This is a genomic window from Armatimonadota bacterium, from assembly GCA_017303935.1.
Classification (GTDB): domain Bacteria; phylum Armatimonadota; class Fimbriimonadia; order Fimbriimonadales; family Fimbriimonadaceae; genus JAFLBD01.
This window is the reverse complement of the sequence record JAFLBD010000003.1, coordinates 494,351-517,211: the sequence shown is the minus strand read 5'-3', so window position 1 is coordinate 517,211 and position 22,861 is coordinate 494,351. Positions and strand designations below refer to the sequence as shown.

The following is a 22,861-nucleotide window of genomic DNA, read 5'->3' as shown; positions in this document are numbered from 1 at the left end:
CCAGATGATCTGGCAGCCTAAGCGAGAGTATCGATGTGGAATTCTTCGGATTCGTCGCCTGGCTCTGGACTATCTTCATGCGATGGTGATTCGTCCTGGTGGCGGGCATGAATCTTGCGCAGCTTTGCGTTTCGCTCTTTGGCGTCGGGATCGGATTTGGTCAGCGCGTTGAGGCGATAGCGCACTTCCGCAGCACGCACAACACTGAGCGCTTGGTAAGCCGATATTGAGGGTGAAGAAAAGTTCACGGAGTGGGGCCTCTAATTAGGCTATTCCACACCACTCTCTTTCACGGGACTCGGCAATTCTGCGGCGATTTCGTTTGCCACTCCGTAGTTGACATGCCCAACTGCGGTGTGAGGCGCGGCGCTGTCGCAATGGCTCAAATGATCATCGAAGAAGAAGTCCGGTTGGAATCCGCTGAGGAATTCGCCTTTGGACAGTCCGCCCAAGAAGAACGCTTCGTCGACTTGCAGGTTCCAACTCAGAAGCGTTCGGACCGCGCGGTCGTGAGATGGAGCGTTCCGCGCCGTCACCATTGCCGTTCGAATGTCGATCTCTTCGTGATCTTTGAAGTCGACTTGAAGCGCATGGAGCGCGGCGAGGAATGGTTTGAACGGGCCAGGAGGCAATGGGAGATCACGCTTTTCTCGCTCATGGGCATGGAACCCTTCGATGCCCTTTTCCTGATACACGCGCTCGGCGGAATCGTCGAATAGCACTGCATCACCGTCGAAAGCGATTCGGAGTTCGTTGGACTCTGCCATCTTGGACATCGCGCTTCCGACAAAGACTCGCGCCGCCGGTATTCCGTGGGCAATCGCCTCCTTGACGTCGTCGGCATCTGCGCTAAGAAAAAGGTTGGCGCGAAATGGTTTTAAATATCGAAATGGTGGCGCGCCTTTCGTGAACGCGCCACGAGAAATATCCAGCTTGAGTTCTTCGGCAGACCGGAAAACGCGCAGGCCGCTGACCGGATCATTGCGAGAAAGAACCAACACTTCGACTCGGTGCTTGCCGAAGTTGTTGAACCGGAGGAGCTTTTGGACGAGAGGGAAGGCTGGGCCGGGCTTCGCGGGCTCGTTGATCTTCTGCAACTGAAAATCTTGGTACGCCTGCTCGCCGAGGTTATTGAAAACTTGATGCGCGTCCTCAAAGTCGAATAGCGCTCTCGAGGAGATCGCCACTACTAGAACGTCGTCAAGTTGCATCGGCATAGAATTGAGTTTAGATTACTCCGCCTTGGACATGATGCACAAAAAAGCCCCAAGCACTTGATGTAAAAGGGCTTGGGGCGGGTCGTTGCCTTTCGAGAAGGCTTAGAGGTTGCGATTGATCAGGTCGGCGATGGCTTCTTTCGGAGCCGCACCCACCATTCGATCGACGATCTGACCGCCCTTGAAGAGGAGGAGGGTAGGGATGCTCATGATGCCGTACTTGGCAGCGATCTCACCTTCGGCATCGACGTCAACTTTGTAGACGTGTGCCTTTCCAGCGAATTCGGTGGCCAGCGCTTCGACGCTAGGGCCGATTTGCTTGCATGGACCGCACCATTCGGCCCAAAAGTCGACGAGCACGGGCTGGTCTGCGCCCAATACCTTGGTTTCAAATTCAGAAGTCTTAACGGCTAATTCTGCTGCCATGATCTTATTCTACTCTTGCCGGACCGCTGAGGCCCTTGCTTTTTTACTTCTACGAGTTTGTTTGGTAGACAATTTCATTTTCGTGAATGAGCTTGTAACCGTCACCCGTATTTTTGCGTCCTAAGCAATGGAGACGGCTCAGCCGCCTCAACTTCGGAGACATCTAAATCGAATGCTGAATCAGATTCGCACGCTTTCAATTGGCGCCATGCTCATGGTTGGCGCACTGGCAACCCAGGCTCAAAGCAATCGCCCAGCGCCTCGCAGCACCACCGCTGAAACCGGTTTGGTCGGAATCAAACTGTATGATTCGGGTGCCCGCGTTATCAACATGTACGGATCTCCTGATGAGATCACTGGCATCACCAAGGGCGGCTCAGGTGCCGTTGGTGGCGGCCCTGGCGGCGGTTCAGGCGGCGGCGGAAACGCTAGCGGTGCTGGTTCCCAACAGATGACCCTCGATTCGATGGTCGGCGATCCATTTGGCCAAGGTAACACCGAATGGCGACAACTTCGCCCACCAAGCGGCGATGAACCGACTGATCCAAGTGGAGCTGGCGGCGGTGGACGTCCTGGTGCCAACGGAGCTGGTGGCGGCGGTGGAGATGCTGGCGCAGGTGCAACTGGCGGCGGCGAGCGCGTGGTCTACACTCGATGGCTGTACAAGCGACCGAAGGCACACTACGCTTTCATTTTTGACAAGTTCAACCGCGTGATTCAAATCGAAGCTCTCGGACTGACCGACTCGAAGCCAAAGACTCGAAAGGGCGCTTGCTTCGGAAAGGAGTTTGGATTCTTGATCAAGGCTTACGGTAGCCCAGACGCTTACGAAATCAGTGGCAGCAACATTGTTGTGCGCTACCTCGTGAAGGATCGTGTGGCGTTCCGATTGTCCAAGATCGATCCGAAGAAAAAGCACGTGATCACTGGTATCGTGGTCGCTGCTGGTAAAGCATAATCGTAATGTGAACGACGACGTCGAACGAGTTAAATCAAGACTCAACATCGTTGACGTCGTCGGACGAAAAGTCTCCTTGAAAAAGGCCGGCAAGAATTTTGTCGGCCTTTGTCCTTTTCACTCGGACTCTAAACCCAGCCTTACCGTCAATCCCTCGCTGGGAATCTACAAGTGCTTTGCCTGCGGTGCGGGTGGAGATTCTATCAAGTTTGTCCAAGAAACGGAGCGGCTCAGCTTTGGAGATGCGCTGCGGCAGCTTGCGGACGAAGTCGGGGTCGAACTCTCCAGTAAGAAAGATGCACCTGATGCCAAACTGCGAGAATCTCGTGAAGCGGCGATGCAATTTGCTCACAAGTTCTTTGTGGCGCAGCTCGCGCAGAACAAAGTCGCTCAAGAATACTGCCGCTCTCGTGGGATAGACGAAGAAACCATCAAGAAGTATGGACTTGGTTACGCTCCCGAACAAGGGGAAGCGCTCGCGATCCAACTCAAGAAAGAAGGTTTTAACCTCGCCGACTGCCGAGAGCTCTTTCTGGTAGACCAGGACCCATCCGGTGGATACTACGACCGTTTTCGCAGCCGATTGATGTTCCCGATCCACAATGAGCGCGGGCAATTGGTCGCGTTCGGCGGGCGGATCATCGGCAATGGAATCCCGAAATACATCAACAGCAGCGATACACCTCTGTATTCCAAGCGCCGAATTCTGTACGGAATGAACTTGGCCAAGGCAAAAATGGCCGAATCGCAGCGAGTGGTTCTTGTCGAGGGATATCTCGATGCGATCGCCTGCCACAGGGCCGGCGTTTTGGATGCGGTGGCAAGTCTTGGCACGGCCATGAGTGAGGAGCACGCCAAACTGCTTTCGCGGTGGGCCAAGGACGCGGTTGTTCTCTATGATGCGGACTCTGCCGGGCAAAAGGCCGCTTTGCGCGCGGACGAGATGCTCCGGGCCGCTGGTTTACGGGTAAAGATTGCGCTGATGCCAGAAGGGCAGGATCCGGACACCTTGTTGAGGTCCGCAGGCCCAGAAATGGTGCTCAAAGCCGTTGACGGTGGGATCACTCCGCTCCGGTTTCATTTGAGCCAACTCCAATCTCGGCTCGGCACCCAAAGTCCAGAATTCTGGAAAGAAGCGGTGCAACTTTTGGCAAAGGCTCCTACTGCGATGGAGGCCGAAGAACATATCCAAGAACTAGCCGGGCTGTATCCAGGGCTTACGGACCGAATCGCGGCTGGGAATGCCATCCGAAAGCAAGTCACCAAGATTCAGGGCGGAAAGCCTGAGAAAACCGAGGAGTCTTCACCTGGCAGATTCTATGTCGAATGGCCCGAAGCGACCATCCTCCGAGGGCTACTTGAGCCTAGCGTTGCCCGTGTTTGCTGGGGACTGCTCGCGCTTCCGCTAATGATTTCGCCTTCGGCGCGAAGTCTGGCGGGGCGATTGTGCGCCCTCTTTCCTGATGGGCCAGAGGACATTCGCCCCCAAAGCTGGCTTCCAAAAATCTCGGCCGTGGATGCGCAAGCATTGACAGGATTGCCGAATCGTGATGGACGAGCGCTCAACGCAGAGGAGATCGAGCGAGCCAAGCAAAATCTTGTCCAGCGAATGGCAACCAAGCAACGCGATCAACTGAAGCGCAAAGGGGATAGCGAGGTCAGCATGCTCGCGCGGTCATCGTCCGAGAAGATGGTTTCGGCGGAAGTCACATTGCTGCGGGCTCTGCTCGATCCGAAGCTGTTCAAGCTCGCACAAAATGCGATCGCCGAAGAGGATGTCATGCAGCATCCTGAGGCGGTTCGGCTCGCCAAATCCGTTGCGGAAGTGACAGCCCTTGAGGAGTTGGACGACGAAATCAAGGCTGAATTGGTCGGGCTAGATCATGGTAGCTCTGTAGAACTCCGCCCAGAAATCTTGAAAGAATGCGTCGCGCAAATGAAGCGACGTGCGACGGAGCAGCGTCTTCAAAGCAAGAAGATCGGATTGGCGGATGATGAAGAAGCGCTTAAGAGATTCAGTTCCGAACTCACCCGCTTGAAAAATCGAAGTTGATTGCCCGAATCTCCATACCAATACGCAAGTTTGCTTGTATAGTAAGGCAAAGATTTCTAAATTCTGTGAACTTTTATGCTCGGCGAGAACTCTCCAGTTAGCCCCAAAAAAGCCAAAGACTCGTCAACTTCCGTTGGATTGCGCGATGATATGGAAGGCGGGCGCATGGATGACGCCATGGGATTTTGGATGCGAAGAGTGGGGCAGACCCCGCTCCTCACTCGCGAGCAAGAACTAAGGCTCACAGAACAATGCGCCCTCGGATGTAGCGAAGCCAAAAAGCACTTGGTCGAAGCCAATTTGCGATTGGTCGTCAGCATAGCCAAGAGGTTTATAGGGCGCGGCGTGCCCCTCACGGACCTCATCCAAGAAGGCAACATCGGCCTGATGCGAGCGGTCCAAAAGTTTGACTGCACCAAGGGATTCAAATTTAGCACCTATGCCACCTGGTGGATTCGCCAATCCATCAGCCGGGCGATTTTTGATCAAGGGAGATCGATCCGAGTGCCGGTGCATCTCGCCGAAACTGTCAGCAGGATCGGAAAGATTGCAGCGGGATTGCAACAAGAACTCGGGCGAGAGCCGAGAGATGAAGAAATCGCCGAGCGATTAGGAGTTTCGCCGGAGAAAATTCGAAGCATCCTTCGCGTGATGACAGAAACCATCTCGCTGGAAACCCCGATCGGAGACACCGGAGAAAGCGTGCTCTGCGATCTCATCGAGGATCGAACGGATAACCCTCAGGCGGTGAACGCCTTGCGAATGCTGATTTGCGCGCGCATCACCGAGGCACTTTCGGAATTCAGTCCAAAAGAGCGCCGCGTCATTATCCTGCGCTATGGACTCGAAGACGGAAACCCGTTAACACTGGAGGATGTTGCCGCGCAGTTCGGACTCACGCGCGAGAGAATCCGGCAGATCGAGCATAAAGCGATGCGGCGGCTGAAATCGCCGCAAGTTGCCGGCGAACTCCGCGAGATTTTGCTCGACTAGCGCGTAGAACTGAGCGTGAAAGCGCCAGAAATCAACGTCGTCACCGATGACGGCCGCACCTTACCGCTCGCAGAATTCTATCAAACGCAGGAGTTGGCGCTAGTATTTCTGCGTCATCTTGGGTGCATTTTCTGTCGCCAGCAGGTCGCGCAACTCCGCGTCCATTCCAGCCTTAACATCGCGTTTGTCTGTATGGCGGACGCCGAAAAAGCGGCCGAATTCAAGCAAAAAATGCGCTCGCCGCACACCTTCATCGCCGATCCTAACCGAGAAGTTTATCAAGCGTTTGGGCTCGGCAAAGGAGAATCTAAGCAGGTTTTCAACCCGAAGGTGTTCGCCAAAGGAATGGGAGCGATCCTCGCGGGGCATTTTGTTGGTCAGCCGGTGGGCGACGTGTGGCAGATGCCAGGCATCTTCGTAATCAATCCGCAAGGCGAGATCATTTGGGAATACAAATCGGTGGATATCGCGGATAATCCAAACGCCGATCAGCTGATCCGGCAGCTAACCTGAGACGACAAAAGAGTGGCCTTTTGGGCCGAAAAAGATCGGCTTCGGAAGTTTCGGGCTGCCCATCAAAGTTTGCAGATCGACCGGAGTGCCGTCCAAATGCTGGATTTCCGCGCCGATTTCCCGCGCCAAACAGAGCCCAGCCGCCACATCATAGAGCGCGCCCTTATCCGTAATCATCCCGCGATAGACCCCGTTTAAGAACTGGACCATGTCCGCGACGAAAGCGCCTTGATAGCGCATCTTCCCGCGCAGCAAACCGTGAAACTGCAACAAAGTTTCGTCGCCAAAACTCACCAGATCGTTGTTCGCGATGTCTCCAGCGGGCACATCCAAAAGCCGAACATCGTTTCGAAACGCGCCGCCGCCCAACGTCGCCGAATATAGTTCGTCTAAATCCGGCATAAATATCCACCCGGCCAGAATTTCGCCGCCATAAACATAGGCCAAAGAAACCCCCCAATGCCGCGAGCCAAACCGGAAATTCGTGGTGCCATCGATCGGGTCCAAAACCCACAACCCCGCCGATCCGGGTTCAAAAAAGCCTTCTTCCTCGCCCCAAACGGTGGAGCCAGGCAACACTTCGGCCAGGTTTTCGCGCAAAAAACGCTCGACAGCGCGGTCGGCGTTGGTCACAAAACTCCCGTCGGACTTCAGATCGACAGAAAGGGAAGCGCGGAGGTCTTGAGCCATTTTTCCCGCTCGCAAAACAAGCTCGCGAACGTCGGCAATCTGCTCAAAACTCAACCCCACGGGCTAAATGGTACTCTGCCCCTTGCATCTGTCGCTGAAGCGGGGTATAAATTCTCTTGCGCTAGCGGGCGTAGCTCAGTGGTAGAGCATCTCGTTGCCAACGAGAGGGTCGAGGGTTCGAATCTCTTCGCCCGCTCCAAATTCTTTAAAAGTCCCAGCCGAAAGGCGCGGGGCTTTTTTATTTTCTCCCCGCTTGGCCAAGAATTCACTCACAAAACCCAAACCTGCACTATAATCATCAATATGAGATGGCGTGCAATCGGTTTAGTTTTGGCAGTGTCTGGCGCAACAGCAGCGCAAGCTTCTTTTGAACTCATGCTGATGGCAGGAAGCGAGGGCATCCATCGCTACGACGCCACCAACAATATCTACCTCGGCAAGATTGGCCAGCTCGACGGGCCGTTCTATGATGTTGTCCACGACACATCGCATCCAGGAGAAGTTTTGGCCCTTAATGCATACGGCGCGGTCAATAGGTACAACGCTTATACCGGCCAATTCCTCGGTGGATTCAGCCTACCCTCGATCGATTACGCCTTCCGCCCAAAAATCAGCGTCATGAACGACGGCCGATTGCTCGTCACACAATACGATGGCAGTATCAGCAGTGGAAGAGTAAAGATCTATTCTAATTCAGGAACTTTGCTCAGCACGTTGTTTTCCGGCGGCCCGGGCTTTGGGCCAACCGACGCCCAGCAAACCCCCGACGGAAACATCCACGTGATGTTTAAATACAATGTTGGCAGCACATTCACCTATTACAAGTACCAATACAACTCTGCGGGCGCGTTCATCAACGGCGGGAGTTACGACGCCAGCAGCGTCGATAACGCTTACTCTGAAATGAGCCTGATGGGCAACAATTTGGTGCTTTCTGCAGGTTATGGAGCGGTTAATCCCTCTTACACGAAGGTTTTTACCTCGCCATACACAGGCTCCGGCACTCCAATGAACATGGTCAGCTACTACACCCTCGGAGGGATGACGAACTGGACCTTTGGCCACAACAACAACGGCTACATGATCCACGGTTTCACCAGCGGATCGTATGTGAATAAGCTGTATGTCTATAACCCGATCAGCAACATCGCCAAGGTGACTGGCGCAAACGTCGGCACTACCGACAACATCAATGCGATCTCGATGATCAACGCACCAGAACCCGGAGCGTGGATCGGGATAGGCGTTGGGTGCCTGGGAATCCTCATGCGGCGAAAGCGCCGCGCGCGATTTTAGGACTTTTCGATCCTAGTTTCAAACTCGGCCGGGCGGGAATCGTCCGGCCACCTTTTTGCAAAACCGCGCGGGGCCGCGTCACCGGATCAAAGAAATAGTGAGAGTTTCGCCAGATTCTTGTTCAAAACTGGCCTTCAGGCTGATGATTTTGCCGTTTTCGCGCTCGGCAACGACCATCCCCTGGATTGGCGCGGAGATCCAATGTCCTCCCGAAAACTCTTCGGCGTAGCGACCGTTCGCCACCGCGCCGGTGACATCCCAGCGCATTCGCACCGTGCGCCCGCCCGGTTCCCCGAGCCGAAAAAACAGCTGCAATTGGTCCTTGCAAAGCTCTACAACCTGACAATCCCAGAGTTCTGGGCTGGCATCGGGGCCAAAATCGGCTCGATTAGCGCGCCAGATCGTCGGCGTGGCGGCCTTGCTTTTCCGGCGCAGATAGCGGCGAAAGAAGCCGACCATCGCGAAATCCATATAGATAGAATCGCCGAAAGCCTCGCGAAATACTCCAAGTTGATTGATCACTGCAAATTTGCCTTTGAACGGCGCACGCCCTTCGCCGCCCTCGCGCACGAACCCGCTCTTAGTTAGATTGTACGAAAGGATTTGGCCAATTGTTCAGCAAACTGGTGCAATTTTTGTACCGGGTTTTGCGCTGGGCGATTCGTTGCTTTCTCTGATTGATCCAGGGAGTTCCCTGAGCGATTCGCTGCCTTCTCTGAATGATCCAGGGAGTTCCCTGAGCGATTCGCTGCCTTCTTTAAATGATCCAGGGAGTTCTCTGAGTGATTCGTTGCCTTCTCCGAACGATTCAGGGACTTCTCTGAGCGAGTCGGAGAACACGCCAGGAAAGCCGATGAATAACGGAAATCGTGGAAAACTTGAACTCATTCAATCGATTTTCAAAAAAAGCCTGTAGGATTTTGCTATGGATGTGGAATTGACCTCATTGAGGCAACTAGCCGAAAGGAAATCCAAGATATGGCATCCGACTACTTACCAAAACCAGACGCTCAGCTGCAGACGTGGCTCACGAATTTCGCCGCCAAGTGCAGTGAATACGATAGCGAACTCGGTCTGACATCCACCGATTTGTTATTGATTGACGGCCAAACCGATACTTTTTCGGATGACTACAACGCACAATTCGCGGCGAAAGAAGTGTTGAAGGGCTTGACCGAGACCAAGGACAAGAGCCGCAAGGCAGTCACCGCGACCGTCCGCAGCTATGCTAAGCAATTCAAGGCGAATCCTGCGGTCACACCCGCAATTTTGGGCGCGCTCGGCATCACGACCAGCTCATCCGCTGGCCCGGTGGTCACGCCGACTGGGCTGACTGTCACCGGAATTTCGACCGGCGTGAACAAGATTAAGTGGAACCGCGCGGGCAACAGCAACGGCACAACATTCATTGTTGAGTCTAGCTTTGACGGCATTACCTTTAACTTTGTTGGCGCTGTAACGCGCACCAGCTTTAGCGACGAGGGCAACACCCCCGGCGAAACTCAGTGGTACCGCGTCTTTGCGACCCGAGCCGGCAGCAGCTCTGCTCCATGCGCTCCGGTGGCCGTTTATGGCCCTGGCAGCAGCGGCGCAATCCATTTGGCAGCTTAATTCGACACTCGTAATCTTGAGAAGGCATATATGGGCGGGGCATCATGCCCCGCCATTTTTTGTTTGTCTTCTTTGGATTTCAGTGTGCCTCCTGTATACTTCTCGCATGCGCGCGATTACGTTGGCTCTTGGAATTTGTTGTGTTGGCTTGGCTTCGGCCAGCTTTGATTTGATGTTGTTAGGCGACAATACGACTGCGGGTGCCCAGCGTGTTGTGCGTTATGATCCAGTGAATCGCGTGGTTTTGGGATCTTTTGGCACGGGCTTTTTCAATAGCAATATCCAAGACATCGCTGTTGACATGAGCGCGAATCGGGCTTATGTTTTAGACTCATTGGGTTACGTGCGTACGTTTGATTATTACACCGGCGAATTTCTTCAGATGAATTATGTGACTGCTAACTACAATCAGATCACATTTGATTCGGTTAGTGGCCGCGTTCTCTTTTCTAGCATTAGCGGGCCATTGGGGCTTGTTGGAAAGGCTTACACGACTACATTTAGCTCCGCGCAAAATTATTCGCCGAATTACGGTGTTTATGGAAATATGGCCCGGCGCACGGACGGAAACTATTACGCTTATTGGGATTTAAACCCTGGCACCACAAGTTTTCTCGTGCCGCGAATGTTTAATGTGACTACAGGCGTTTCTTCTGGCGTCAATTCTTCCTCGGTTGGCCTTGGTACGATTCGTGGTTCTTTGATTGGTAACGATGGTCGTTTTTACGGTCTGCATTTAAACAGCGGCAACCTCAATCTGTATTACTGTAATACGAGTTTTTCGGGATTAGTCGGCGGTGCTGGACTGATGGTTGGATTGGGTGGAACCACCTTTGACAATCAAGATATGGTTTGGGGGCATGGTAATGTCGGCTATATCTTGGACGGAAACGAAATCTCAACGTATTATGGGGGCATGGGGATTGCTGGAACGCAAACCTTATCTTTCGCGACCGGTGCAAATATTCGCGGGATGGCATTGGTGATTGCTCCAGAACCTGGGCAGTTTGTTGCACTCGGCGTTGGGTTGTGTGGCTTGTTCTTGCGCCGCCGAAAACGCGATTCCTAATCGAACGAATCGCCTGAAAAAAGAGAAAGGGAGCGCGGTTGCGCTCCCTTTCTTATTGGTTAGAGGACGTCGCCGCTAATCCCGAAGTTTGCAACGATAATGTCGAAGTCGCTTGCGCCAACTTCGCCGTCTTCGTCCACATCTCCGGTTCCTGCATTGCCAAATTGCAACACAACAGCATCAAAATCGCCGGATGCGATTTCGTTGTCTTCGTCCACGTCACCGTTGATAAGGTTCATCGTTACGCCGGAAACGTCTGCGCTGGTGCTATTAAATGCCACAACCTTTTGCAAAAAGTGTATTGGCTTTATTGCAATTTTTCCAACTCCTGTCGGAACGGGAATGGTGAACGCGCCGGAGGGACTGGTGCCTACTCCGATGGTGTGATCGATCCCCGAAGTGCTGGTGATATCCACTTGCATGTTCACGCCGCGTGGCCGCTTGCTGTTATCCAGGTTTCCGTATTGAATAGTGCCAGAAAGTTGTCGCGAAGCCGTCGTCGAAACGATTCTGCTGAGGCGCTGACTTCCTGTCGCAAATCCTTGCTCGCAAACATAGATTTCACCATCGTTCAACGTCTCAAATGCAACGGGATTGCTCGGCGTTAAACTTGCTGTTGCGGGAACCGTCGCGGTGAGAACTGGCGAGTTGCTGCATAGCGCGGTAATCGGGTTGATCGCAAGATCTAGATTGTAGAAAAAGTTGCCGGTGTAATCGCCAAAGAAACCATCTCCCCAGTATTGAATACCGAGCCGAGTGCCTCGGTAAATCGTGCCTCCGCTAATGCTTAAGCCGATTGCGTGTGTGTATTCGAAAATAGGGAATACGGGCGACGCCAATCCAGCATAACCGGAAAGGCCAGTGCTTCGGGAGCCTTCCCAAACTCTCCAACCGTAGTTTCGGTAGGGAGTTCCGGGCCGCTGACCGATGACGACATCATATGGCGGTTCGTAGTTGACTTCCTCGCGGACATCTTGTCCGACATCGCAGATGAACATGCCGCCAAAGCCGTTTCGATCTGTTCGATCAAAAGACCACTTCCACGGATTGCGGACGCCAATGCTCCAGATTTCGTCTTCGCCGGCAACACCAACGAATGGATTTGTGGGCGGAATGCGGTAGTCCTTTGTCGCGTCTGCTGGAAAATCATCGCCATTGACATCAATCCGGATGATCTTGCCTAACGTGGTGTTGATGTCCAAGGCGCGGTTTCCGGGGTCGTTGCCACTTCCTCCGTCGCCGAGCCCAAGGTAAAGGTAGCCGTCTGGGCCGAATCGTAGAGTGCCTCCGTTGTGATTGTTGAATGGTTGATTGACTTGAAAAATCACATCACCGGTGGTGTTGGCGACGTCAGGGTTTCCGGCGGAAACGGTGTATTTTCGAATCTGGCTGACGGCGACTGAACTGACCGTGGTGGTGCAGTAAACATAGAATGTGCCGTTTGTGGCGTAGTTTGGATCGAACGCCAAACCGAGCAAACCTTCTTCGGAAGTGTTGGTCAGGCCGGTAACGAGCAAAAAGTTCGTCGCCAAAAGCGCGCCGTTCTTGATGATGCGGATTCGGCCAGACGTAGTGGGGAACGCTCCGCCGGTGCCGCGTTGCTCAACGACAAAGATTCGGTTGGTTTCTCCAGGCGGCTGTGCCACCGCGACCGGCCGAACCAAAGTGCTGACGACAGGAGAGAGACCGAGTTGAGCAAAAATAGAGACTGGCGCAAGCAAGGCAAAGCCTAAAGCAAAAGTTCTTGAGAACATCACTCTATTGTCCGTCACAACGGGTTGATTTGGTTCGAAAATTCTGCCAGTTTTTTCCGAGTAACCTTTAGGAAGATGAAGGGAACATTTGCTCACGACACTTGGATGGTGCTGGACGAGGTGGATTCGACACAGACCGTCGTGGCCAAAATGATCGAGCGCGGCGAAGATTCGAAGGTGGTTTACGCTGCGCATCAGACCGCCGGGAAGGGAAGATTCGATCGACATTGGCTGAGCAATGCTGGGGATTCTTTGACGATTTCCATCCCATTCCCGGATTACGCCGACCATCCTAAGCCTTGGCTAATCGGCATGGCGGTGGCCGTTGCCGCCGCTGGAGCGGTGCACGCGAAGGTTCGCTGGCCCAACGACATCGTGCTCGACGGCAAAAAGTGCGGCGGAATTCTGACTGAGATTTTTGCAGACTCTAAGGGCCGCCGAATTCCGGTCGTTGGGTTGGGCCTTAATCTGAATCAAACCGAAATGCCCGAAGAGATTGCAGAGACCGCGACAAGCCTCGCCATCCATCGGAGCGGGCAGCACGACCCGGTGCGGATGGCAAAGGCAATTTTGGACCGACTCGAAGGAATGCCGGAGCCGGAGGAGTGGGAGAGCATCTGTGGAGTGTGGATGCACTTCGACGCGACTCCCGGCAAGAAATATCAGCTTCCCAACGGCGACATTGCCATCGCGATTGGAATCGGGCCAGATGGTGAATTGATCGCCTCTGTGGACGGCGAAACAACGTCGATCATGGTTGCGGATGCGCTGTTTGGGCCGCAATAGCGGCTTGCAAAAACTCGTCCCAAGCTTCTTCGTTTGGCGGCCCAATCATCATGAGCTGAGGCTCGGCGCCGCATAACACGAGTGCGATCGTCCTCCGCTCGCCTGAAGCTAAGTCTAGAAGGGACCCGGTCGTACAGCAAACACAATCTTGGTGCACGGATGGTGGATGAGCTTCTAGGAACTTCGACCATTGCGCTTTAGTGGGATTGGTCGCAAAGAACCCGATCCGGAATGGGACCATAAGTTCTGCGCGGAATAATCGAAGCCACAGTTCGCGCTCTCGAAAATCCTCCGGAGTCGGGGAAAGCACGACCGCACTTGCGCCAGAAAGTGGTACTGGCGCACCGTTCGAATCCACGAGGTTGATCCCAACACCAGCGGGAATCTCGCCCCGCTGGGTGTGATAAGTGGATCGCCAAAGCATTTAGTTGAACAGATTCAGCAGGTTGACACCGTTTCCACCAGATCCGCCAAGGTTCAATGTCCGTGTTTGAATGTAAATTTGGCCTGGTCCGGTCAGATTCACCACATATCCTTCGCCAGAGGTGAACGAACCGAGCAAGCTCTTTTGCGCAGCGCGCACAGCATAGTTCATCCCGAGAGTGAACGCGACCAGATTTCCCGTATCGACAACGTATTGTTGACCAGGCTCGAGGTTGACCGCATGAACCGCTCCAAATGAGCTAAGAAGAGCCAGCCCATCGCCAATCAGTTGCATCATGAACAGACCTTCTCCCGCAAAGAAGCCTTTCATGGAGGCGACTGTCTTCATTTCGAGGTGAGTCTGCCCTGCGAGGTAACAACCGCTGGTGACTACGAGCCCGGCGCCGGGATTAATCGGAAGGATATCTCCTGGAGTGGCGGGTGCTAGCAGAACTTCTCCAATCGAATTGTGAGCGGTGAACGTGGTTTGGAAGATGCTCTCGCCACCCAATACTCGGCCGATCGCCTTGCCAATGCCACCTGGGAGCTTGCTGCTGATTTCGACATTTGGCGACATCCCAATCATCGCGCCACTTTCAGCGCGAATGCTCTCGCCAGGTTGCAAGGTGATTCGGGCCACGGCGAACGCAGGTTGATACAACAGCTCGTAATGCATGTTGTTTGAATCTTACTTCAGGTTTGTTTACCGAAACAAATTGAGTGACAAAACACGTAGACTGTGCTGTCCCATTTTGAAAGTTCCTTCACTATTGCCGTCTCTGAAAGACAATCGCGTATTGCCGATTGGGGATGTGAAGGAAGTTTGGAGACTCGCTTGGCCAGCCGTCGCTCTGAACGGCCTCCAGGTCATCAACAGCTTGTTAGACACGTATTTCGTGGGGCACCTTCCAAAGTCTGCGCTCACGGCTCATGGATCTGCGCTCAACGTGATCTTTCTAATGTTCTCGCTGATCATGACGGTGAGTGTCGCTAGCACAGCACTCGTCAGCCGGGCGTTTGGTGCAAAACAGGAAGCCGAGTACAAGGAAGCCAACCGCCGATGCCTAGTATTGGGGTTCCTCTTTGGCGTCGTCATGATGCTTGTAGGCTTGGCGATCGTCCCGCTGCTGCCCAGGATTTTGGTTCCTGAAACAGATCATGTCGCGGCGGAACAATTCATCAAGTTCCTGAGCATCTTCTCCTGTTCATTGCCGGCTTCGGCAATCATCACGGTGCTCGCGGGATCGTTGCGTGGAGTCGGAGATACCAAGTCGCCCATGTTCTTTAGCGGGCTGCAGATTCTGATCCACATGATCTTGAACTTCTTCCTGATTTTTCCGAGCAGGGAGATGTATGGCGTCAACGTCCCTGGGGCGGGGATGGGGTTACCGGGCGCAGCACTCGCGCTCGCCATTAGCGCTTGGCTCAGCGCGGTGATCTATTTGTTCTTTGTCCGAGGCACAGCGCTCGGGAATTCTTTCAACTTTGAAATTCCCACCAAGAGCTGGACCAACCGTGTGTTTAACATCGCGGGACCGGGCGCGCTGCAAGCGATCCTTCGGGTGCTGAGCTTTAGCGTTTTCACCTTCTTACTGAAAAGTGCTCCTGGCGCAGAAAACGCGATGGGCGCCCTAAGAATCGGCATCGCCATCGAAGCGATCATGTTCATGCCAGCGTTCGGACTCTCGATGGCAGCAGGCGCGCTCGTTGGTCAGAATCTCGGAGCAAAGAAGCCTGAGCGGGCGCACCAATTAGGGTGGGTTGCGGGGCATTCCGCCGCAATCGTTGTGGCTATTCTGTCTATTCCCACGTTCATCTTTGCCCCACAAATCGCAGACATTCTGACGGGCGGTGATAAGCCCGGGATTGCCTACCAAGCGATGATGTACATCCGAATCCTCATCGTAACCGAGATTCTGTTCGCCTATGCCATGGTTATGATCGGCGCGCTTCAAGGGGCGGGGGATACCAGGCGCACGACCTGGATCACGATCGCTTCACTGTGGGGACTGCGCGTACCGCTTGCGCTTGTTTTGATCCATTTCTTCGGGCCGACCGGAGCTTGGATTGCGATGAGTGGTTCGCAGGCGGCGCAAGGATTGATGGCGATGTGGACCTGGAATCAGGGGCACTGGAAAACGATCAAGGTCTAGACAAAAAAAGAACCCGGTGAGCCGGGTTCTTTTTTACATTGAGTCTTGAGTGCGATCAGTCGGCGATTGGGCTGAGCTGCCAGTCTTTGATCATGTCGCTCAGGCCTGGTTGAACGACTTCGATCTTTGCTTTCTTTCGCATTTCTGCCATCAGCTTTTCAATGTTGTTCTTGACACGGCCCCGGTCGAGCATCAAGCTCTTTCGAAGTTGCTTCTTGAGGTTGTCGTCTAGTGGAATCTTCTCTTGAGGCTTGATATCTTCGATATAGAACTTAAACAGGCCTGTGTTGCCTTGCACCCAGTCCGTCGCGGTACCGATCTTGGTCGCATCGAGTACCTTAAGAACTGGTTCGGAAAAAGCGTTGGCTGGGACCTCGCCGATGCTTCCGCCTTGAAGCGAGCTAGGATCGGTGCTGTACTTGGTGGCAACGTCTGCAAACGGTTTGCCCGCAGCGAGATCGGCCTCGACGCTCGCCTTTCGCTCGGCTGGAATGGCAATCAGGCGCAGCTTGTACCGCTTTGGAATCGTGAACCGGCTTGGATTGTCTTTGTAGTGCTTTTCGACTTCCAGATCGGTGATGGTGATGCCTTGGGTGATGATATTGAATTCGGCGAGGTCAACTCGGATTTGATTCTCCAAATCTGCCTTCGAGATGCCTACTTTGGCGAGGTTCTCGATTAGCTTTGGATTAGCAGCGACCTTGGAATCAAGTTCTGCCTTGACATCGGCCTCTTTCGGGAATACTCCTCGCTCTTTGGCGAGTTGTAGGATCAACCGCTCATTGATGAGCTGCTGCATGGCAATGTATCCCGGCCAAGTTTCGGTGAATTCTCCCCGCACCATCCGGCCGACGCCTGGCAAAAATTCCATGCGCCGGAAGTATTCGAGTCCAGAAATGGTTTCGCCATTAACGGTGGCAACTGGTTTGGTCGGATCGCTCTGAGCATTGGCCAAGCTCGCAAAAATCAGGGTGGCCAGCAAAAGGCCTTTTTTCAAATACGACATAGATTTCACGCAAGACGCAGGGCAATTTGAGAACGCCCTGACGAGTTTCCTAGGTAAAGGACGAACGACAATCGGTTGCGCGTCACCGATTTCAGGTCAAAAGTCCTGCGTAACTTTGAGCCTGTCAAGACGTTTTTCTTCTGTAAAGCGGCCAATATGCCGTTGCCCCCGAGACAAAATGGCTTCGATTGCACTTACAATAAAGCGAAAGATGACAACCCCTGTGGGTGCCTGGGATCACCAACTAGATCCCGACAGCGACGAGGCATTAGTTCTCGCGGCAAAGGCAGGCAACTTCGATGCATTCGAAAAGTTGTTTGATCGTCATCGGCAAATGGTGTACCGATTTGCTTTTCAGATGTGTGGGCGGCGCGATGATGCCGAAGATATTGTACAGGAGGTGTTTGTTCGTGCCTACAAAAACCTGGAGCGGTATCGAGACGAAGCCAAGTTCACGACATGGTTGTTGCGGATCGCGACGAACCTAGGCACAGACCGAGCGCGGATGTCCAATCGACGGCAGCATTTGGAGCAGCAAGAAGCTCAAGGTGCGCTCAGTTGGATGACCGCCAATGTCAACGACGATCCGGTCGACAATTTAGAAGGTGATCGGCGCGTGATGATTCTGCGAAAAGCGATCGCCGCGCTCCCGGAGCACCACCGAAATATGATTGTTTTGCGCGACATTGAAGAGCGCGATTATGAGGAGATTGGGCAAATCTGTGGCTGTACGGTCGGAGGCGCAAAGCTCAGAGTGCTGAGAGCACGGCGAGCGCTGAGAGACCGAATGTTGCCCCTACTGGAGGAAAAGAATTGAAACGCGAAGAACTGGAATTGCTGTTTGCTGCTGGTGAACTGACCGAGGCTGAAACCAAGGAGTACTTGGGAATGCTGTCCGCCAACGAATTGGCGACCGCAGAGCTGCTCAAAGGTGCGTTTGCCGACCTAAAGCAACTCAATGAAGGCATTCCTGAGCCCCAAGTCTCATTTGCTCGGGTAAAGGATGCGATTCAGGCCGCGCCGGCTGCAAAGCCATCGTGGATGCGGTGGATGCCGTTTGCTGTCGCCGTACCGGCTGCCGCGGCTTTGATGGTGATCGCGATGAACCAGTCGACTTCTCGAATTCAGAGTCCTATTGGTGAGACTTCGAATCCAACCGTGGCGATGCAGTCGCCGAATACGGAGTTGGCCCCAACGAACTCTGCGCCAAAGCTCGATGAAGAGATCTCAGTCTCTCCTGAAATCGAAACCGGCCCAAAGACTAGCGTTGACGTCAATTCGACTCGGGAACCAGCGCGTCCAACCAGACCTTCCACACGCCGGCATCGACCACTGATGGCCTCAAGGGACTCGGCTCCGATGCCAGGGATCGCTTCGGCAGGATCACGTATTTCTGGACATCTTTCGGTGGACGATATGGCCGCCCTCGCATCGGTTGCCTACAAGAGCTATTCGAAGAACACACAAAGTACTGGCGCCCCAATTGGTAACGCTGGCTTTGGCACTGCTGGCGCGCCAGAAAGCGAGAACGCCGTGCTCTTGACCAACGCGCCTGATTCCGAGACCGGCGCAAATGAAGCCTTTGAAGTGAACGTATCAGACGATGTTGTTATTGGCAGTTAGTACCGCTTTGCTTGCGCTCTCTGGGCAAGCCGTTCCAAGCAACAACTTGGAGATGGCTGCCTCGGGACTGGTGGCTCTGGGTTCGAAGGAATCGCCTTCGGGCTTCGCGGTACTGATCTCGGATCAAGGCTTGTTCCTTGCCTCGAGTGTTGTAGCAAAGTCCAACAGCACCATCGGGTTTTCGCGTTCTGGCCAGACATTGCGCATGCGCAAAATCGGCGCAGACTCAATGACCCAACTCGTGCTCCTGGAAGCTCAAGATTGGCGGACTGGACAATTTAATCCAGTGCGGTTGGCGAGCGAAAGCGATGTTTTGACACAGCGATTGGTGGCGATGAGTAGCGACGGACCGATCTTTGGGCAACTGATTTCCCAAAATCGAAACGGTCTTTTGCAATCGAGCCGCCGCTACGTCCGGCTATGGGAGCTTGAGTTCGAATCGACGGGCAGAAAGCTTGGGGGCGCACCAGTTCTTACCGTTGATGGCCGATTGGCTGGAATTCTGAACGCCACACTCGAACCGGTTTTTGGAATGGGCCAGGCACAGCCGAAAGGACTTGCGAACCAAGCCGCTCCAGAAAAGTTCGGACCACACGGGGTGACTGTAGGCTATGCGCTTGGTCCAAAAGTTCTCTCTCGAGTCGTCGAGGGATTTCTTTCAGAAGACCATGAAGTCGATCACCCATTCGTAGGAATTCTGTATAAGAACGCGAGCGGCGGAGTGGTGGTCACCAGCGTTTCCAAGGGATCGCCTGCAGGCAAGATAGGGCTGCGCCCTGGAGACATCATCACCCGATTCGGCGAACTTCAATCGCCCGATTCAATCTCTCTTGCCGTGATGCTGTTTGAAGCCGAAGTCGAAGAAACAATGGCAGTTCGGTTTAAGCGCGGGGAAGAGGTTTACGTTCGCGATCTCAAGATCGAATCAACATCGCGAAAATCCACTCAGTCCGGCTCGATCACCCTCGAGCCTTAAGATTCCTTCATCACGTCTTTAATCATCCACTTGGCGGATTCTTTCCCGCCGTAAGTGTCGATTTCGGTGGTGAACACCACCGAGACGGTATCTCCCGGACTGATTCCCTCGAATAGCGGCGCGATCCCGAATCCGACACCCGTCACGATGTTCTTGCGCCCGTCGCTAAACACCGCGCGGACGTGGCTAGGGTCTTTCATTGGCATCGTGTGCGAGAGCTTGACGCCTCTTGCGAGGAAGAGCGGCTCGGGATTTGCTTGTCCATACGGCTCCAATCTTGCGAGTTGGGCAAGGGAATCCAGATTCGTTTCGCGGATGGTCGTTTCTGCGTCGATGGTCAGCGTCCGGACAAGAAGTTCTGGTGAAAGCACTTTGGCTGCATCCTCCAGTAGCAATCGCTTGAATTCATCAAAGTTCTCGATATCCATCGAGAAGCCGGCTGCGAGTTCATGACCGCCGTGCGAGTTGAGCAGGTGCCCAACGCGGTTTAGCGCATCGGCAAGATGGAAGCCAGGGATCGACCGAGCGGACCCTTTCGCCTCTCCGTCCATGATCCGGGCGACGAAAGCCGGGCGGTAGTACTCTTTGACCAAATTTCCTGCCATCAAACCGACCAGCCCTTCGTGCCATCCTTCTTTGGCCAAAATGACGAGCGGAAGGTCAAAATCTTCACTGGCCCCGACCATCTCCATTGCTTCGGCGACGACTCGTTCTTGTTCGGAGCGACGTTCGTTGTTCAAGGCTTCGAGCTGGTCAGCAATCTCCATCGCGACGTCATCCTCCGTCGCCAGCATTAACTTGAGCGAGAGTGCGGCATCATCGATTCTTCCTGCTGCGTTCAATCTTGGGCCGAGGTTGAATCCGATATTACGAGTCGTGAGCTTGCCCTTGAGGTTGATCTTTGAAATGAGCGCTCGCAGTCCCGGCTTTTGGCTGAGTTGGACCCGTTCGAGCCCGTTGGCGACAATGATCCGGTTTTCGCCTGTCAAAGGCATGATGTCCGCGACTGTGCCTAGCGTAGCCAGGTCCAGGTAGGCGCGGTAGTAATGATCCAGCGAGTGGCCAAGTTCGGCGGTGATTCCCGCGCAGAGCTTGAATACAACTCCGACGCCGCTCAGATTTGGATACGGATAAATCGAGTCCGATCGGTGCGGATTGACGATCGCATCGGCTGGCGGAAGATTCTCTTTGAGCAAGTGGTGGTCGGTGACGACTACATTCATGCCAAGCTCTTTAGCGCGGATGATCTGCTCGATCGCACTCGCGCCGCAGTCGCAAGTCAAGAAGAGCTTTGCGCCTTGCTCGTGGGCGCGGTCAACCACAGAAATGTGAATGCCATACCCTTCCTTCATCCGGTGAGGAACGTGCGAGATGATGTCGCAGCCGATCTTGGAAAGGAATCTGCTGAATAGCGCGGTGCTGGTAACGCCGTCCACGTCGTAGTCGCCGTGGATAAAAATCTTGTGTCCGAGCTCTCGAGCGGAGAGAATCTGCTTGACCGCTTCGTCGTAATCTGGCAGCAGCTTTGGATCGTGAAGATTGTCGAGGCTCGGATTGAGAAAAGCTTCGATCGCGCCGGAGTCGACGATCCCTCGATTCACCAGCAGCCGAGAGACCAATGGTGGCAACCCATGTTCATTGCCGATTCTGGTCGCCAGTTCAGGATCGTGCTGTTTGACGATCCAGCGGCAGTCGGGGCGGGGCGAAATGACCATGGGACAGTGAGACTAAGAAAATAATTGGCGCACGGAACCTAACATCCCGTGCGCCGCTGGTTTGAATTCTAACGGCTTACGCCTTTTCTACCTGAGCGAAATCGAGTTCAACCGGAGTTTCTCGGCCAAAGATGTTGATAAGCACCTTGAGCTTCTCGCGCTCGAGGTTGACTTCTTCAATCTTGCCGGTGTAATCGCTAAACGGCCCTTCGATGACTCGAATGATGTCTGCCTTGACATAGGCCACCTTTGGAGTTTCCTTGCTGGCCTCGAGGTTGCTCATGATTCGGCGAACTTCGTAATCTTCGAGCGGCACTGGCTTGTTGCCAGATTGAACAAATCCTGTGACACCGCTGGTGGATTTGACCAGTTTGTAGGTGTCGTCGGTCATGTTCATCTGAACGAGAATATAGCCAGGGAAGACCTTCTTATCGACCACGACGCGCTTGCCGGACCGGGTGGCCTGTTCACGCTCTGTCGGAATCAGAATCTCAAAGAGGTCGTAATCCCAGAAACCTTCGACTTGGGCGCGGCGGGTGAGCACCTCGCGTACTTTGTTTTCGTGTCCAGAAATCGTGTGGACCGCGTACCATGCTTTTGCCATTTCTGTGGTTAACCTCGCGACTTGAAGAGGAGTTCGAGAACGTATCCGAACCCGTAGGAAAGTACGCCGAGAATGGTGACTGCCATCATACAAACGGCGATGACAACGCCGGTGAGACGCATGGCTTCTTGTCGCGTGGGCCAATGCACCTTCTTCGCTTCGGCGCGGACGTCCTGAATAAATCCGCGAACACCGCGCTTCTTGAAATTCGGCACAGGAACAGCGCCACGGTTACCCTTGGGTGCGCCGCCTGCGGGAGTCATGCCGGATGTTGGAGCTTCGTCCTTTCCCATAGTCTTCATCAAATTCTTCGTCCCTGAGGCGTGTTCAATTAAGCTGGTTACCTCGGGGGAAGTACCGAGTGTACCCGCTTAACAAACCAAAATCGCTAGGAATTTAACTGCGAATCTTCAAGATTTCGTAGGTGATCTTGCCGACCGGAGCGTCAAACGAAACCTTTTCGCCGACTGATGCGCCAAAGAGTGCCATTCCCATCGGAGACTCGTTGCTGATGTAGTCCGCATCGGGATCGGCTTCGATGCTCGAAACCAACCGGACTTCGAACTCGCTCCCCCGATCGCCATCGCGAACGGTGACGTAGTTTCCGATGTTGATCACATCATTCGTCAGGGTGGATTGATCTAGTACCTGTGCGCCGGCAAAGATCATCTTTAGGTCAGAAATTCTGTTTTCGACGATTGCTTGCTCAAACTTGACTTCATCGAGTTCGTTGTTATCCTCGCTGAATTCGCCATGTTCCTTGCTCTCGCGAATTCGAGCCGCAATCTCGCTGCGCTTAACTACCGTTAGGTGCTCCAGCTCCTCCTGCAAGCGCTGATAACCTTCCGGCGTCAGCACAAAACCTGCTGGTGATACAAATACTCCTTCCATTTCACTCATATTCGGTAGTCCTTAGCGTCTCTGGACAGACGCGTATTATAGCCCGCACTGTTCATCGCCCGTCATGGAATTACGTGCAAATGGTGCGAAAGTTC

Annotated in this window: 25 protein-coding genes and 1 tRNA gene; 13 read left to right on the top strand and 13 right to left on the bottom strand. The window is 53.9% G+C overall.

Annotated features, from left to right (window positions below; genetic code table 11):
• Window positions 1-17 precede the first annotated feature (17 nt).
• The 3 genes from J0L72_11590 to trxA all read right to left on the bottom strand — a co-directional run bounded on the left by J0L72_11590 (window position 18) and on the right by trxA (window position 1,643).
• The gene (locus J0L72_11590; protein ID MBN8691409.1) at window positions 18-248 is read right to left on the bottom strand and encodes a hypothetical protein; all 231 of its coding nucleotides are present in this window, start codon (window positions 246-248) and stop codon (window positions 18-20) included.
• 21 nt (window positions 249-269) lie between these two features.
• A complete protein-coding gene (locus J0L72_11585) occupies window positions 270-1,217 on the bottom strand; it encodes a 5'-nucleotidase (GenBank protein MBN8691408.1) in 948 nt (315 codons plus the stop codon).
• A 102-nt stretch (window positions 1,218-1,319) separates the two neighbouring features.
• Window positions 1,320-1,643 carry a thioredoxin gene (gene trxA, locus J0L72_11580; GenBank protein ID MBN8691407.1) on the bottom strand — a complete coding sequence of 108 codons (324 nt, stop codon included), beginning with the start codon at window positions 1,641-1,643 and terminating at the stop codon, window positions 1,320-1,322.
• Window positions 1,644-1,815: 172 nt separating this feature from the next.
• Here trxA and J0L72_11575 point away from each other — a divergent pair, with 172 nt between their 5' ends.
• The 4 genes from J0L72_11575 (at window position 1,816) to J0L72_11560 (ending at window position 6,160) form a co-directional block, all read left to right on the top strand.
• Complete coding sequence (locus J0L72_11575) at window positions 1,816-2,601, top strand: hypothetical protein (protein MBN8691406.1); 786 nt, start codon at window positions 1,816-1,818, stop codon at window positions 2,599-2,601.
• Window positions 2,602-2,608: 7 nt separating this feature from the next.
• Window positions 2,609-4,654, top strand: coding sequence for a DNA primase (locus tag J0L72_11570; GenBank protein MBN8691405.1), 2,046 nt, complete (start codon window positions 2,609-2,611; stop codon window positions 4,652-4,654).
• A gap of 150 nt (window positions 4,655-4,804) precedes the next feature.
• Window positions 4,805-5,647, top strand: coding sequence for a sigma-70 family RNA polymerase sigma factor (locus tag J0L72_11565; GenBank protein ID MBN8691404.1), 843 nt, complete (start codon window positions 4,805-4,807; stop codon window positions 5,645-5,647).
• 15 nt (window positions 5,648-5,662) lie between these two features.
• Window positions 5,663-6,160, top strand: a complete 498-nt coding sequence (locus J0L72_11560; GenBank protein MBN8691403.1) for an AhpC/TSA family protein — start codon at window positions 5,663-5,665, stop codon at window positions 6,158-6,160.
• Here the strand turns inward: J0L72_11560 and J0L72_11555 are convergent.
• Entirely contained in the window at window positions 6,152-6,904 is a 753-nt protein-coding gene (locus J0L72_11555; GenBank protein MBN8691402.1) for a hypothetical protein, read from the bottom strand. The genes J0L72_11560 and J0L72_11555 overlap by 9 nt on opposite strands.
• 70 nt (window positions 6,905-6,974) lie before the next feature.
• Between J0L72_11555 and J0L72_11550 the strand changes: the two genes are divergently transcribed.
• Both J0L72_11550 and J0L72_11545 read left to right on the top strand, forming a co-directional pair.
• Window positions 6,975-7,049, top strand: a tRNA-Gly gene (locus tag J0L72_11550).
• 104 nt (window positions 7,050-7,153) lie between these two features.
• Window positions 7,154-8,146 carry a PEP-CTERM sorting domain-containing protein gene (locus tag J0L72_11545; protein MBN8691401.1) on the top strand — a complete coding sequence of 331 codons (993 nt, stop codon included), beginning with the start codon at window positions 7,154-7,156 and terminating at the stop codon, window positions 8,144-8,146.
• Between the two features lie 78 nt (window positions 8,147-8,224).
• Here the strand turns inward: J0L72_11545 and J0L72_11540 are convergent, their stop codons facing one another.
• Window positions 8,225-8,716, bottom strand: a complete 492-nt coding sequence (locus J0L72_11540) for a hypothetical protein (GenBank protein MBN8691400.1) — start codon at window positions 8,714-8,716, stop codon at window positions 8,225-8,227.
• A gap of 408 nt (window positions 8,717-9,124) precedes the next feature.
• Between J0L72_11540 and J0L72_11535 the strand changes: the two genes are divergently transcribed.
• Window positions 9,125-9,757: a hypothetical protein gene (locus J0L72_11535; GenBank protein ID MBN8691399.1), complete on the top strand. Its 633-nt coding sequence runs from the start codon at window positions 9,125-9,127 to the stop codon at window positions 9,755-9,757.
• A gap of 106 nt (window positions 9,758-9,863) precedes the next feature.
• Window positions 9,864-10,826: a PEP-CTERM sorting domain-containing protein gene (locus tag J0L72_11530; GenBank protein ID MBN8691398.1), complete on the top strand. Its 963-nt coding sequence runs from the start codon at window positions 9,864-9,866 to the stop codon at window positions 10,824-10,826.
• A gap of 59 nt (window positions 10,827-10,885) precedes the next feature.
• Here J0L72_11530 and J0L72_11525 read toward each other — a convergent pair whose 3' ends face one another.
• On the bottom strand, window positions 10,886-12,580 hold the full coding sequence (locus J0L72_11525) for a PQQ-dependent sugar dehydrogenase (GenBank protein ID MBN8691397.1): 1,695 nt from the start codon (window positions 12,578-12,580) through the stop codon (window positions 10,886-10,888).
• Between the two features lie 75 nt (window positions 12,581-12,655).
• On the opposite strand from J0L72_11525, the gene J0L72_11520 reads away from it, so the two are divergent.
• Window positions 12,656-13,366, top strand: coding sequence for a biotin--[acetyl-CoA-carboxylase] ligase (locus J0L72_11520; GenBank protein ID MBN8691396.1), 711 nt, complete (start codon window positions 12,656-12,658; stop codon window positions 13,364-13,366).
• On the opposite strand, the gene J0L72_11515 is transcribed toward J0L72_11520, so the two are convergent.
• Together J0L72_11515 and J0L72_11510 are read right to left on the bottom strand one after the other, a co-directional pair.
• Entirely contained in the window at window positions 13,332-13,790 is a 459-nt protein-coding gene (locus J0L72_11515; GenBank protein MBN8691395.1) for a hypothetical protein, read from the bottom strand. The two genes, J0L72_11520 and J0L72_11515, sit on opposite strands and share 35 nt — an antisense overlap.
• A complete protein-coding gene (locus tag J0L72_11510) occupies window positions 13,791-14,465 on the bottom strand; it encodes a TIGR00266 family protein (protein MBN8691394.1) in 675 nt (224 codons plus the stop codon).
• Window positions 14,466-14,586: 121 nt separating this feature from the next.
• On the opposite strand from J0L72_11510, the gene J0L72_11505 reads away from it, so the two are divergent.
• Complete coding sequence (locus tag J0L72_11505) at window positions 14,587-15,942, top strand: MATE family efflux transporter (protein ID MBN8691393.1); 1,356 nt, start codon at window positions 14,587-14,589, stop codon at window positions 15,940-15,942.
• A gap of 55 nt (window positions 15,943-15,997) precedes the next feature.
• Here the strand turns inward: J0L72_11505 and J0L72_11500 are convergent, their stop codons facing one another.
• The gene (locus J0L72_11500; GenBank protein MBN8691392.1) at window positions 15,998-16,948 is read right to left on the bottom strand and encodes a peptidyl-prolyl cis-trans isomerase; all 951 of its coding nucleotides are present in this window, start codon (window positions 16,946-16,948) and stop codon (window positions 15,998-16,000) included.
• Window positions 16,949-17,159: 211 nt separating this feature from the next.
• On the opposite strand from J0L72_11500, the gene J0L72_11495 reads away from it, so the two are divergent.
• The 3 genes from J0L72_11495 to J0L72_11485 are packed head-to-tail and all read left to right on the top strand — an operon-like array spanning window position 17,160 to window position 19,547.
• Window positions 17,160-17,765 carry an RNA polymerase sigma factor gene (locus J0L72_11495; GenBank protein MBN8691391.1) on the top strand — a complete coding sequence of 202 codons (606 nt, stop codon included), beginning with the start codon at window positions 17,160-17,162 and terminating at the stop codon, window positions 17,763-17,765.
• Entirely contained in the window at window positions 17,762-18,571 is an 810-nt protein-coding gene (locus tag J0L72_11490; protein ID MBN8691390.1) for a hypothetical protein, read from the top strand. The genes J0L72_11495 and J0L72_11490 overlap by 4 nt, the downstream gene beginning before the upstream one ends.
• The gene (locus tag J0L72_11485) at window positions 18,561-19,547 is read left to right on the top strand and encodes a PDZ domain-containing protein (GenBank protein MBN8691389.1); all 987 of its coding nucleotides are present in this window, start codon (window positions 18,561-18,563) and stop codon (window positions 19,545-19,547) included. Before J0L72_11490 ends, J0L72_11485 begins: the two co-directional genes overlap by 11 nt.
• Here J0L72_11485 and recJ read toward each other — a convergent pair.
• The 4 genes from recJ to J0L72_11465 form a co-directional block, all read right to left on the bottom strand.
• Window positions 19,544-21,262: a single-stranded-DNA-specific exonuclease RecJ gene (gene recJ / locus J0L72_11480; GenBank protein ID MBN8691388.1), complete on the bottom strand. Its 1,719-nt coding sequence runs from the start codon at window positions 21,260-21,262 to the stop codon at window positions 19,544-19,546. The genes J0L72_11485 and recJ overlap by 4 nt on opposite strands.
• 76 nt (window positions 21,263-21,338) lie before the next feature.
• Window positions 21,339-21,866: a transcription termination/antitermination factor NusG gene (gene nusG, locus J0L72_11475; protein MBN8691387.1), complete on the bottom strand. Its 528-nt coding sequence runs from the start codon at window positions 21,864-21,866 to the stop codon at window positions 21,339-21,341.
• Between the two features lie 8 nt (window positions 21,867-21,874).
• Window positions 21,875-22,168: a preprotein translocase subunit SecE gene (gene secE / locus J0L72_11470; GenBank protein ID MBN8691386.1), complete on the bottom strand. Its 294-nt coding sequence runs from the start codon at window positions 22,166-22,168 to the stop codon at window positions 21,875-21,877.
• Window positions 22,169-22,262: 94 nt separating this feature from the next.
• A complete protein-coding gene (locus J0L72_11465; protein MBN8691385.1) occupies window positions 22,263-22,757 on the bottom strand; it encodes a transcription elongation factor GreA in 495 nt (164 codons plus the stop codon).
• Between the last annotated feature and the right edge of the window lie 104 nt (window positions 22,758-22,861).

What these genes read in the sequence shown, in the direction of transcription:
- J0L72_11510 (MBN8691394.1), bottom strand. Translation starts at nt 14,465, where the DNA reads ATGCATTACGAGCTGTTGTATCAACCTGCGTTCGCCGTGGCCCGAATC.
- J0L72_11465 (MBN8691385.1), bottom strand. Translation starts at nt 22,757, where the DNA reads ATGGAAGGAGTATTTGTATCACCAGCAGGTTTTGTGCTGACGCCGGAA.
- J0L72_11495 (MBN8691391.1), top strand. Translation starts at nt 17,160, where the DNA reads ATGACAACCCCTGTGGGTGCCTGGGATCACCAACTAGATCCCGACAGC.
- J0L72_11530 (MBN8691398.1), top strand. Translation starts at nt 9,864, where the DNA reads ATGCGCGCGATTACGTTGGCTCTTGGAATTTGTTGTGTTGGCTTGGCT.
- J0L72_11515 (MBN8691395.1), bottom strand. Translation starts at nt 13,790, where the DNA reads ATGCTTTGGCGATCCACTTATCACACCCAGCGGGGCGAGATTCCCGCT.
- J0L72_11500 (MBN8691392.1), bottom strand. Translation starts at nt 16,948, where the DNA reads ATGTCGTATTTGAAAAAAGGCCTTTTGCTGGCCACCCTGATTTTTGCG.
- nusG (MBN8691387.1), bottom strand. Translation starts at nt 21,866, where the DNA reads ATGGCAAAAGCATGGTACGCGGTCCACACGATTTCTGGACACGAAAAC.
- J0L72_11525 (MBN8691397.1), bottom strand. Translation starts at nt 12,580, where the DNA reads ATGTTCTCAAGAACTTTTGCTTTAGGCTTTGCCTTGCTTGCGCCAGTC.
- J0L72_11535 (MBN8691399.1), top strand. Translation starts at nt 9,125, where the DNA reads ATGGCATCCGACTACTTACCAAAACCAGACGCTCAGCTGCAGACGTGG.
- recJ (MBN8691388.1), bottom strand. Translation starts at nt 21,262, where the DNA reads ATGGTCATTTCGCCCCGCCCCGACTGCCGCTGGATCGTCAAACAGCAC.
- J0L72_11520 (MBN8691396.1), top strand. Translation starts at nt 12,656, where the DNA reads ATGAAGGGAACATTTGCTCACGACACTTGGATGGTGCTGGACGAGGTG.
- J0L72_11575 (MBN8691406.1), top strand. Translation starts at nt 1,816, where the DNA reads ATGCTGAATCAGATTCGCACGCTTTCAATTGGCGCCATGCTCATGGTT.
- J0L72_11585 (MBN8691408.1), bottom strand. Translation starts at nt 1,217, where the DNA reads ATGCCGATGCAACTTGACGACGTTCTAGTAGTGGCGATCTCCTCGAGA.
- trxA (MBN8691407.1), bottom strand. Translation starts at nt 1,643, where the DNA reads ATGGCAGCAGAATTAGCCGTTAAGACTTCTGAATTTGAAACCAAGGTA.
- J0L72_11565 (MBN8691404.1), top strand. Translation starts at nt 4,805, where the DNA reads ATGGAAGGCGGGCGCATGGATGACGCCATGGGATTTTGGATGCGAAGA.
- J0L72_11545 (MBN8691401.1), top strand. Translation starts at nt 7,154, where the DNA reads ATGAGATGGCGTGCAATCGGTTTAGTTTTGGCAGTGTCTGGCGCAACA.
- secE (MBN8691386.1), bottom strand. Translation starts at nt 22,168, where the DNA reads ATGAAGACTATGGGAAAGGACGAAGCTCCAACATCCGGCATGACTCCC.